General features: G+C 45.3%; 10 protein-coding genes. 2 read left to right on the top strand and 8 right to left on the bottom strand.

The genetic code is table 11. The features are described 5' to 3' along the window. Positions 1-115: 115 nt before the first annotated feature. On the top strand, positions 116-259 hold the full coding sequence (locus MHH86_RS01750) for a hypothetical protein (protein ID WP_167348483.1): 144 nt from the start codon (positions 116-118) through the stop codon (positions 257-259). 174 nt (positions 260-433) lie between these two features. Then, positions 434-2,716 (top strand): TPM domain-containing protein, encoded by a 2,283-nt coding sequence (locus tag MHH86_RS01745; protein ID WP_076316594.1) that lies wholly within the window; start codon positions 434-436, stop codon positions 2,714-2,716. A 91-nt stretch (positions 2,717-2,807) separates the two neighbouring features. On the opposite strand, the gene MHH86_RS01740 is transcribed toward MHH86_RS01745, so the two are convergent. From MHH86_RS01740 to MHH86_RS01705, 8 genes are all read right to left on the bottom strand, one after another. Further along, a complete protein-coding gene (locus MHH86_RS01740; RefSeq protein ID WP_076141400.1) occupies positions 2,808-4,424 on the bottom strand; it encodes an ATP-binding protein in 1,617 nt (538 codons plus the stop codon). A gap of 192 nt (positions 4,425-4,616) precedes the next feature. Beyond that, the gene (locus MHH86_RS01735; RefSeq protein ID WP_038568317.1) at positions 4,617-5,405 is read right to left on the bottom strand and encodes a formate/nitrite transporter family protein; all 789 of its coding nucleotides are present in this window, start codon (positions 5,403-5,405) and stop codon (positions 4,617-4,619) included. A 416-nt stretch (positions 5,406-5,821) separates the two neighbouring features. Beyond that, positions 5,822-6,922, bottom strand: a complete 1,101-nt coding sequence (locus MHH86_RS01730; RefSeq protein ID WP_038568314.1) for a toxic anion resistance protein — start codon at positions 6,920-6,922, stop codon at positions 5,822-5,824. 11 nt (positions 6,923-6,933) lie between these two features. Continuing rightward, complete coding sequence (locus tag MHH86_RS01725) at positions 6,934-7,641, bottom strand: hypothetical protein (RefSeq protein ID WP_036687454.1); 708 nt, start codon at positions 7,639-7,641, stop codon at positions 6,934-6,936. 34 nt (positions 7,642-7,675) lie between these two features. Further along, complete coding sequence (locus MHH86_RS01720) at positions 7,676-8,731, bottom strand: ATP-grasp domain-containing protein (RefSeq protein ID WP_036687430.1); 1,056 nt, start codon at positions 8,729-8,731, stop codon at positions 7,676-7,678. Then, on the bottom strand, positions 8,728-9,561 hold the full coding sequence (locus MHH86_RS01715) for an HAD family hydrolase (RefSeq protein WP_038568311.1): 834 nt from the start codon (positions 9,559-9,561) through the stop codon (positions 8,728-8,730). The genes MHH86_RS01720 and MHH86_RS01715 overlap by 4 nt, the downstream gene beginning before the upstream one ends. Then, positions 9,558-10,709, bottom strand: coding sequence for a cysteine protease StiP family protein (locus MHH86_RS01710; protein ID WP_038568308.1), 1,152 nt, complete (start codon positions 10,707-10,709; stop codon positions 9,558-9,560). The genes MHH86_RS01715 and MHH86_RS01710 overlap by 4 nt, the downstream gene beginning before the upstream one ends. Beyond that, a complete protein-coding gene (locus MHH86_RS01705; RefSeq protein ID WP_038574026.1) occupies positions 10,690-12,000 on the bottom strand; it encodes a phosphoribosyltransferase family protein in 1,311 nt (436 codons plus the stop codon). Before MHH86_RS01705 ends, MHH86_RS01710 begins: the two co-directional genes overlap by 20 nt. Positions 12,001-12,052 lie beyond the last annotated feature (52 nt).

Below are 12,052 nucleotides of genomic sequence, written 5' to 3'. Positions count from 1 at the left end.
TACATAGAAAATGTGGATAATAGCAATAACGACAAACGATGATAATGATTATCATTATTATAAGCGTTAATAATTTCAATTTACTATATTTAAGTTAAAAGGAGACTGATCACCCATGAACGTTACCTCTACCCGAACAACATTACAGGTTGACGATTATCTGGATCTGCTCAATCTTGCCGTTAAAGTTGGAGATTTGAAATGGCAAAAAGAAATTAAATCCAGACTGCAATACATTCTCTGTCTGCCGACAAGATAATGCTTCTGAATATACGCCGTGTTCCCTTATTGGGAGCATGGCTTTTTTTGTTGGTATGCCGACATAGCTATATAATAATAGGAGTATCTCCAGGTCACCTGATGGTTAATGATATAGTATAATTATCAGCATAATATATAGAATAAAAAGCCCTTCAGATCGGAGCGTGTCAGCTTGAAAAAGTATATAGCTTTATTCTTAATGCTCAGCCTGTTATGGATACCCGGTGCATATGCCGCTGGAATTCCTGCACAGCAGGGATTCGTTACCGATAACGCTGAAATGTTCAGTTCCGCAGAAGCCGCGTCTATTTCTGCTACCGCTACTGGAGAACTCCTGACCATCCACGTACTCACTGTAGATTCCACAGACGGTACTCCAGCTGATAAGTATGCAGACAAGGTTTACGACTCGTGGAAACTGTCCACGCGGGATCTTCTACTGCTGATCTCCGCTGGTGACCAGTCCATTGAGCTAAATTTCTTAAATCCAGACTTTCAAAGCTCGTTAAATACTTGGTCTAAGAATCAGGGAGGGCCCTCGGGAAGTTCAGCCATCCAAAAACTGCTCGACACTTATTTCATTCCTTATGCCAAAAAAGGGGACTTCGCTGGCGGGACAAAGACTTTGATAAATGCCATCCATTCTATTGGAGATCGTGCCGGCAATACTGGAGGAACCGCAGGAAGCGGGAGCGCAGTCGGCGCCGGGAATGGTGTAAACCGCTCCAGCAGCTCCATGTTTATGATTGCAGCGATTCTTATCGGAGCCCTTCTAATCCTCCTTGTACTCTTTGTAGTGGTTACGGGCCTGCGTCGTCGCAAGCAGCTTAGCGAGCAACAGAAACAGTTATCTAATTTAATGGTCCAGGCAAATCGGGCACTGGAATCGCTAAATCCTTTTCAAGGGATCGTTCAAGGCAAGACGGGAGAGCTAGTCGAGGGTATTTCTAAGCGGCTGTCTGCCAAGCTCGTTGAAATCTCTGCACTACAAAGCGAAGGTCAAGGCGTTCAGCCGGCATTTTATCGCTTGGCTGCCCTCAAGACAGCTGTGAAACAATTACAGCTGACCGAAGCTTCCTTCCGCGCAGCGCTTGAAGAGGAAGAGAAACACATTGCTGTCATCAGCGAAGCTGACCGCAATGTCAAACAGCGTATTACAGAGCTGAAAGAGGATACGCCGGAGCTTGAAGAGCAACTGCAAGGTGCAGTTAAAGAAACCGGGTATGAACTTCAAGAAATTGTAGAAGAACTTAAGGAGCTTGCGGAGGAGACAGCTAAGGCAGACCAATTAGAGCTTTTTGATCCCATTGCTGCACAAGAGGTTACCGAGGATGCACAGGAACGTCAGGAAAAGATCGAACAGGATCTGAAGGATGTTGATCTCTATGATGATAAGCTAAACAAATTCCCTACGGTATTAGCTGCGGCACGTGCCAAAATCACCGGGATCATTGAACAGAATTCACTGCACAATATGAAGGTTAAGCCATATGATCACCTGGAGCAGGCCCGCGCAGAATCGTTGACTCTTGAAGCGCCACTGCGTATAGGAGATATGGATGAGGTGCGCAGAATCGGCGCCAGTCTAGACCTTCTTCTGGATGAAGCTATTGCTATGACAGAGCAACAAGCACTGCTGCGGCAGAATAACCGTAGAGATCTAGAGACATTCCGCACCACATGGAGCCATTTGAAACAGCGGCGAGACGAGCTGCAGGCACGAATTACAGAAGCACGTGTACATTTCGAAGAACAGCATGTAGCTACTATAGAGAATATTCTGACGGAGTGGAGCACACGTCTTCGGGAAGGCGCAGGTGAAGTGGCGCAAATTGAGAACTGGACCAGTGATGAACGGGGCGAATATGACAAGGCCCACGATGCGCTGGAGCGCTTGCTGTCATTGCAGGATGAAGCTGGCCGGCAATATGACGGTGTCTCTGAAAGTCTAAATGCATTAAATGAAAGACTTGATAAAGTACAACGTCTCTTCTCCGAAGGACAAAGCCGGGTAGAGACGACCCAGCGAATGCTGCACAGCAGAGGCTTGTCTTCCAGAATCCGCTTTGAGTTGTCCTTATTGCCGGAATATAGCCAGTTGGAGCAACGGCTGTCATCCCGGCCTTACAACCTAGAGGAACTGGAATCGATTGGCCGCGCTTATGACGCTCACATCACTTCCTTTGTGAATGAAGCGAACCGAATCATTCGCCAAAAGGAAGAGGAAGAACGGCTGGCCCAGCTAGCCATGATGAGAGAGCAACAGCGGCGTGCACAAGCCCGTAAACGAATGTCCTCTGGTCCTCCTTCTTCAGGCGGATTCGGTGGGGGACGTTCCTCCGGCGGCTCTTCCTGGGGCGGAGGCGGCAGTGGCGGCAAATCCTCCGGCGGTTCTTCTTGGGGCGGTGGCGGCGGCAAATCCGGTGGAAATTCATCGGGTGGCTCAAAGTGGTGATTCCTCACACTTAGATGCAAATGGATATACAAAAAGACTCTTTCGCCTATACCGGGCGGAAGAGTCTTTTTAATTATGAATTATTGCTGTTTCATTTGTGGTATGAATGTGCCATTGGAAGATAAATTGTAACGGCTGTGCCCACTCCCTTTTCACTAGCTATTGCCACATATCCTCTGTGGGCAGTCACGATTTTTTTGACAATCATGAAGCCAAGTCCATTCCCATCGCCTCTGGTCGTGTGAAAGGGCTCCCCTAATTTCTCCAGAACTTCCTTGTTCATACCCTCTCCATTATCGGTAAAGGTAATCACCTGGAATTCATCCTTCACATCAAGAGTTACTGTAATGCTCCCGCCAAAAGGCAAAGCTTCCATTGAATTTCTTAGGATATTCAGGAAAATCTGCTTAATCTGATTGCGGTCACATTCGATCTCAGCATCATAATGGATCTTTGTATTCAACGCTATATTATTCATCTCCACCTGAATCGCGAAGATATTCAATACTTCCAGAAGGATCGTACTACATTGTTCAGTCATATAATGCGCAGCCTGCGGCTTACCCAGAATAAGAAACTCGCTCACAATGAGATTCATTCTTTCCACTTCTGACATAATGAGATCATAATGCAGCAGACGTGAATCTTTATTAGCCAGTTGAAGCATCCCTTTCACCGTAGTCAGGGGATTGCGGATCTCATGTGCAATGCTCATGGCCAGTTGTCCTGCGACCACTAGCTTTTCTGTATTGCGCAGCACTTCTTCCGTTCTTTTCATCTCCGTGATGTTGCGCAAACTTCCAATCACACGCGCTAAGTAACCATTCGCATCGTAAACGGGTAGTACATCTAACATATAATGCTCGAACAACCCGTTTTTCTCCTGAATCACTTCTAACCCGGCACATGCGACATGATGTATGATGACATGTTGAAAGTATGCGCCCACATTCCTAATTTCAAAGACACTAGTTCCAACAACAGACTCTTGATGCTCACCACCCAAATGAAGCATGGCTAAACCGTTCTCATTTATATTCACGACTGTTCCGAATTGATCTGTTATGATTACCCCTAAGTAATTGGTCTCTAGCAAAATCCGATTTAATAATTGCAGCTGAGAATTTCCTCTCCGCAACAAAATCTCACGTTCAATCGAGTCAGCCATCGTACAGAGCAGAGGCAGCAAATGGGGATGGGCTACATCTATATCTGCCATAAATGAAATTGTACCTAAGATTTCCTGCCCATTTTCTTTATAAAATGGAGCCGTACAGCATACTAAATGATGCAAAATATGATGGAAATGGTCTCGTCCTGTCAGCTGGAATGGCCTCTGATATTCAAGGGCTAAAGCGATTGAATTGGTACCCACCTCTTTGTTCATCTGCACGCCTTCTTTGATGCCTACCTGTCCTACGAGATCAATAATCGTCGCATCTCCCTGGAACGCCAATAGATAACCTGCATCATCCGAAATCGTAATTAGGATCGGGTTCCCCTTTACTGAGGACAGAAATTTTTTGACAAAAAATTCGATAACCTCAATCACTTCACTATATACGCTAAGCTGCGCTCCCAATTCATCAGCAGAATATCCCTTTGCAAAGACAGGCGGTTGCTCAGAATCAATTCCTTGGTCTATACAATGCTGATTGGAAGCCTTAATAATGGTCTCATCCGTCAGTATCCCTGTTGTCTCATCCAAAGCCCTTACCCCATTCTGTATGAATCTTCAATTTTGCATTGCATAATTATGTATTCTACCTCTCTCCCTCTAATCCTTTTCAATCCTTAAAAATCAAATAATCCCAATGTTAAAAAATAACTTTCTGCACAAAAAAACTCCACCCCTGTAAAAGAGCGAAGTTTTGGAGGATTATTATTTTCTGTTTTTCTGTTAATGCTTAGTGTCATCCAAAAAAGGTTTATTCACATAATAATACATTACCCCCATCAGTACGCCACCGCCAATTAAATTACCGATCGTAACGGGGACAAGGTTATGGAACACTCCATACCACGATACCGTTCCGGGATGATCAAGTACAAGCGCAATCGCAAAGGTACACATATTGGCAATACTATGCTCATAGCCGGAGATGAAAAAACAGAATACGAATAAGACCATTGCGAACATTTTGGCCCCATCGCCTTTCATATTCATGGGTATAAAAAAAGCCATACAAACGAGCCAGTTACAAAGAATGGCCCGAAAGAAAAGCTGACCTGCCGGGGCTTCCATCTTATGCTCCACTACATATAACAAAAATCCGTTTACATCTGAGCTATAGAACAGTCCTGTCAAAAAAATCAGCAAGGCAAAAACGGCAGCTCCAAGAATATTACCGATATAACTCATGATCCACATGCGGACAACCTCAGACCATTTCATTTTCCGTCTTAGTGCCGTGTATGTGTAATAAAAAGTATCTCCGGTGAATAAATCCCCACCACCAAAAGAAATTAGAATAATAGCCGCTCCGAAAGTTATCGCAGCCATTGGATATGCAAAGGGGGATTGCTCCATAAAGAAATAGTTGCCTGTCTTAAAGGCTACAATTACACCGAATCCGATAAACATACTGGCCAGCATGGCTCTGGCAATATAGCGCATTACGCTTTGCCGGAATATCTTCTGTTTCTTAAGTGCTAAATGTTCAACCTGAAGCAGCGCCTCGTTCTCCATGTGACCTCCTTAGGGATTTTGGTATTTCCAGCTGATTATGGGCTAATCGTACAGCCTTGCGTTATTATACCCAATAACCCGCTGGAAATTACTTGAACCAATTCACGCCAAAAAATCCCTGAATACTTACGGGGAAGCGAAGCTACCTCTTGCTAATTGTCTTCATTCATTTTAGCAATGGCTTCTGCTTTTTCACTGCTGGCGACGATGATAAGCACGAGTATCAAACAGCCTAAAACCATAGCCTATCCCCACTTCCTCCACATGTAGTCTTGTGACAACTTATGTATGTGGATAGGGCTTTATGTTTGGCTACAGCAAACTTCATTTGATTAGACCAAAAAAAGCAGAGCAGCGAGCCCCCAGAAACGAAGGCTCACTGCTCTGCTATATTTTTACGGTCTTTTTTTAACTAATTAGTTCAAGAAACTGCTCAGTTGGCTCTCTGCTACACCTTGTTTCAGCGCCTCAGGCTTGTCCGCTTCATTGAGACCTAGACGATTGCCCAATTGGGTATTGATCGTCGTCATTTTGGATGTATAATCCTGGCAGCTCTCGATAATACGACGGTTTGACTGTTCCGAAGTGTCTAATGCGCTAAGCAGATCGCCGATCGCTTGATTCACGGCTTCCATAGACATGGAAGGTTTGGATAGAAGCTCGGTCGTTTTTTCTGTAGTCGTACGCAGCAAGCGTGCATTTTCTTTAAACTGATCTTCAATCGTCTTATTTGTTGCTTCTACAGCATTGATAACATTCTCCTGATCGGCCAGCGACATCGCAATCATTGCCGACACTGTGATCAGATTAGAGGTCTTATCAATCGCATTATTCACGGAATCGATCAGTTTATCATTATTGTCATTGATGATATCTGTAGCAGCGATCGCTTGATTGTACAATAGAATCATCTCTGTCATGGACTGAATACGAACCATCACTTTACGTAGACCACGCTCCAGATAAGCTTTACGGAACTCATTCTCAGGCTTCGCAATCTCCACCTCGAACAGCTCTTTTAGCTTATTGCCGAAGGCAATTTTGGTCTGCAGGTTATAGATCTCCTCCATAGAGGTACGTTTCAGCTGGCGCATATTTACAATACTCTCTTCGAGGGTATCCCTGCCGTCGCGTAGACCGGTAACAATCGCATCAATATTCGTGCGGACAGACTGATATTTGTACACATAGTTCTTCATCGGACTCTTCCGCAGCATTTTGCCGAAAAAGCTAACATTCTTACTCTGTTGCAGATTTTCACACTCATTCCGCAGCTTCATAATCATGTTAGGCACTTCAACACGCTTACCGGACATCAGGTCATTTACCGGACGATCCAGAAGTTTGAGGGTTTGGCCTGCTTTCTCCTGCGTCTTCACCCCAAGCTTCCCGATATCATCCATTAAAGAATCCAACGTGACTGTATCTGTTTGGGATACCTTCTCGATCAATTGTGCCGCTTCTTCGACTACCTTTTGTTCATCTTCTTTTTTTAATTGGATCAACTGCGTGGACATGGGTTTCCCTCCTATAATTCGGAACTGCTATACCGCTGATGAATCAGTTCCGCCTTCGTCTGAAGTTCCATCAGGTCTTTATGTTCGATCGTCGAAGCAATATCCGATATTTTGGAATCAACATCTCTTAGACCGTTCAGCAGCGTTCTCCGATTCTTCGTCTTTGCTTCACCACTTAGGCGCAAAAATGGGTTAATCACACCATTCAAATCCTTCAGAATCAATCTGCGGACCGTGTGATTAATATCGCCATTATTGAGCTCCTGCAGCAGCGGAATTACACGTTGAAGTCTCGCAAAAAGCGCCAGTGATTTCTCGACAATTTCATTGTCCAGTGTATCCTTCTGCCCTTCGGAGATAATCATATCTTCCAGAATGCTAAGATACTCAACTACCGGAGCAAATTCCGGTCCAATCTTCGTCGGTTCGGCCTCAGTTCTACCACTATTGCCCGGATTAAATGGTGCAGCATTATTTGCCGCACTATTTAATTGCGGAGCATTTGCAGAGGGAGCTGGAGCAATAGGTACCGTCTCTGGACCTGCTGGCAGCACCTCAGCCGGAAGGTTGGTTCTCGGACTTCTCGTTGCAAGAACCCCTACAGCAGCACCTGCTACAGGCAACAGCAAGGAGAGTAACTCAGGCAGAAAAGAGCTCGTTAATACAGCGACAACATAGCCAATACCGGCATACAGCAATATTTTCGATTTAAATTTAATTTTTCTCACCTCTTGTGAGCGAGATTGCGAACGCTCAATTCACGGGATCCGAAATTACGGATTCGCCGTTTATTTTCATAATTAGCGGCTGCTCTACATGGCTGGCAAGCACATTATCGCCGAACTCCGCAGGCTGTACCTCTCCGCCGAGTGCACTTTTGACAGCCAGGTATGGAAAGTTAATTCCAGACAGACAAGAAATATGAAGACCTCCAGACATCCGGGGGTTAATCTCCAGCAGTTTAGGAATTCCACCACTATACTTCATTTGAATATTGAAATTGAAAGGTATTTTATATACCTCTGCTACCCGAGAAGCGATCTCCTCCAGCTCCGGAATATGCTCCATCAGCCGCAGACGGCCGCCAGCTTTACGACGGGGCACAGCCGCTAACAGTCTGCCGTTCTCATCTGACAAGCAATCTATACTGTATTCATAACCTTCCAGCAATTCCATCACCATAAGTTCAGGGAATGTAGCTTCACTTCCCAGAATACGATAAGCCTCTTCGAAGGATATCAGCGGTGTTACATGACCAAACAGCTCCTGCAGAGGACTACGTGTGTTATCAATGATACGGAAGCCGAGGCCCCCCTCTGTCTCCGTAGGTTTAAAGCATACGCGATGCCCTTTGGCTACAAGATCATGATAAGCCTCTTTGAACTGCTCTGCTGTACTGACCACATGATAATCAGGAATTGTCATAATCCCGGTTTCCTTAACACTTTCGTAGAACTTACCCTTATCCATGATGGTCTCCAACAAGTCCAAATCTCTACAGACCAGAACCTTGGTACCAATCGCATCAAACATAGCAGCATGCAAAGCTATATCCAGCATATGTAACCGTGGAATAAAGATATCGATCTCATTGCGGCGACAGAAATCCACACAAAATTGAACATATTCTATTCCAGTCAGTGCCGGTTCAGTCCCAGCAACATCAGCCCCTTGAAGTGACATATGGTGAATATCTGGGTGCGTGGCGAAGATTTGTACAGGAACGCCATCCTCATTATTGCGGATGAGATTCATATAATGGTAAGCGACGGAAAACCAGCGATTGAAATAAATGTTTACCTTTTTCATAGTGGCCCAACTCCCAATACGGTTAAGTTATTATAGATCATGTTTACATACTGTAGAATTTCATCACCAGCAAAAACACCCGCTTGCTTCGTAAAGGGATACCTTGATTTTACAAGACCACTCTGCTGCTCTGCAAATATTTCTCCATGACAAGGAGCAATCGCATAGTCCGCACTTTCTAGTAAACTCTTATCCAACAAGGAATCTCCCGATGCTACCATCGGTTCTGACCGAACCGTCCGGCGTACATAAACAATCGCATCACTTTTATTTACAGCGGCAGGAACGACATATAGCTTGCGCCCTTGTAAGGATACCCGCCAGCCCAAATCGTATAATCGCTCTGCCAGATTCGTAATCTCATCCATAGGTAATAAATCACGCACTACCACAAAGGTATAGAATAAATCATCACAATACCGCTCACTAATGATCCATTCCTCGTGCACTACAGACCTAACGTGCATTCTAACTTCTTCTGCCGCAGCCGATTCATTTTGAACAAGCCTGCCCACAGAAGCTCTCCAGCTCTTATCCACTTCGCCACCAATCAGAATATTCCCGCCATTACTAGTAATCGCGTAGTCTGGAATAATCGTGTCTTGAAACAGATTAATACGCTTATACTGCGCGATTGTACGTGTTGTAACGGGCATAAAGATAATACGGGAAGTAAGCTCCATCAGATCAGCCAATGCTTTTTGGGAAATGTATGAAACCGTCTTGCCATCCACAACCTCCGCAGGAACCAGGCCCGGAGTATTCTCCGGGACACCGATTGCATTTAGGGAATAGATTAACGTTCGGTCCAAATCACTGGCATAGATCATTCCGTCTCACCTCTCAGCGGTTTAATAATCCCGCAACAGGAATAGGTGAGTCCAGGGAATACTTCTACTGGAACCCCCCTATCCTCTGCTAAGAGAATAATATGACGGAGATTTGGATTATCCATAGTATCGACAAGAATCTTCCACGGTACTCTGCGCAGCAGCACTCGGGTTGTTTCTCCGACTCCGGGCTTGACCAAATTGATGTTATCTATGCCGAACACTTCTTGAATACTCTGAATATCACGCAGCCCCTGCCATGTAATTTCTGGCGGGGATTGCTGCATCTGTTCAGCAATCCCTTGTGCTTCTTCCGCAACGGAGGAGAAATACGGGCAGATCGCCGCAATGAATACATTAGATACATCCGTATCGAGCCATTCCTTGTAGAATTTAGCCCCATGGAATTCTTCCGGACCGATTAAATCATCGCGCAGCACTGTCCGGCTCATCAGCCCTGACACCGTAGAATTGAGGCATGCACTAGGAATAAGATAATCCTCTCTAGTACCGAACGTGCCTGAACAATTCCCGGGATCAGCCAATACGGCCAGGTCATCATTTAGCCGAATGCCATATTTCTCATACAGGCTGTTGCACGCTTCAATCAATACCTGGCGAATAGCTCCTTTCCCCGTCCATCCATCGACAAACTGCAAATCAGCGTCAAGCCCGTGCTTTTGCAGAATATAGAGGATTGCGTTCTCATCAATCCCCTTGCCCCGAATGATAGAGATACTATAATGCGGCAAATCAGCATCATATCGCTCTTGGATATAACGCTTAATCAGTACACCAATTGGTGTTCCCGCTCTTGCCAAAGAGACTAACACCGTATCAAGTCCCCGTTGAGCGACAATCATCTCAGAGACTACCGCTACTGCTAGAGCGACCTTCTCCGCAGATTGCTCCAGCGTCTCGTGAAATAACTCAATATACTGCTCAGTAGGCTGATATTCCACGGGCAGCATCTCAGAGTAATGTACACCTGATTGAATGGCGGCCTCTCTTTCGTCAGTCGCCCGCTCCAGTGAAACATCACTCAGATCCTTAAGCAAAAATATAACATCTGATGGAGAATAGCTGCCTAGCGGAACCGGTTCGGCTATACTTCTGTTTAGAATTTCTTCAGTTACTGTTCCCTTCATTGGTAGGGCCTCCACTTCTTCTTTCCGAGGTCAGTACAATAAGATGCACTTTATGGCGGGCCAGTTTCTTCAGTATATCAAGCATAGGTTTCATACGTTCATGCGGTACATCACGCTCAATCAGCACAAATATATCATCGTATTGATCAGGAGCTACATTATAGATAAAGTTTGTGATCTCCGGGTCGCCGGCTGAAGGATAGGCAGCAGCACTATGCACCCCATAATCCGGTCGACGCTCAGGGTGGATTGGACTTCTAGTGGAAGACTGATAAGCAATCCCTTCCCCCATTTCCGCCGCCACTCTCATCGGAAGATACATAAATTCCCCTACGCCCATTACCAAGGCTTTCGGTCCTCTACGCAATTGCCGCAGCTGTTCAGCTATTCGCTTCACACCCTGATCAAGCCCCGGATTATCCTGCGACACAATTCCGAAACGTCCACTATATTTCATATACGGCGCTGTGTTAATCTCACCATATGAATCGATAGAGGATACCTCCAGTCGTTCCATTCCATCTGGAGCATAAGTGGTTACAACCTCACACTCTAAAGCAGCCTCTCTATCCAGCTGCTCTGTATCCTTATTAAATACTGGTGAACCTATCACTTCAATATTCCCTTGCAGCAGACATAACGACTTAATGCGAATCCCCAGCTCCTGCTCAAGATCACTATAGTGTTGAAGATTGCTGCCGCTTCTCCAGTCCAAAAGGGAGACTACCACATATTCCTCCCGCGGGAACTTTGACTGAATATCCCGAATCGTATTGATCGCGGTTTTCCCAGTCGTAATCTCGTCATCTACCAATATAATAGGCTCTGTCCCAGATAATAGTTCGGTATCCAAGGCATAACATAGATGATCAACCGCATGAGAATGTTCTTCTACAAAACTTACAACAGACTCCAAATCAGGAATATGCTCACGCGTAGTATGAATATATGATGCCTGCTCAGCAAAGATGTTGTACACACTGTGACCCAGTGCAGTTGCCGTTTCTGCGAATCCAATAAAAACCACAGGCTTGGGCAAAACCAGCTGGGCCGCTAGCAAATGTTGATAGGCTTCCTTAGCAAATTCAGGATGAATCAGCCCATGAACCGCCATATCCAATAACTCTGTCATACGATCACTGTCCACGGAATCACCGTTCATCTCCTGATATAACAGCAGCGCCAACGCTGCTCCGCTTAGAAGTGAAGTATACGGATCGACGGGGATATGCTTGCCAAGCACCTTACTGACAAACAGAAAAGTCCGCTTTTTATTAATTCGCGCCGCCATAGAGAATAAAGAATCCAGAGGCATATGAAAGGGGTTAAAGGTTTCGGTTACA

The organism is Paenibacillus sp. FSL F4-0097 (genome assembly GCF_038593125.1).
GTDB lineage: Bacteria > Bacillota > Bacilli > Paenibacillales > Paenibacillaceae > Paenibacillus_AQ > Paenibacillus_AQ odorifer.
Note: the sequence above shows the minus strand (reverse complement) of the source record. Positions and strands in the feature narration are given on the sequence as shown.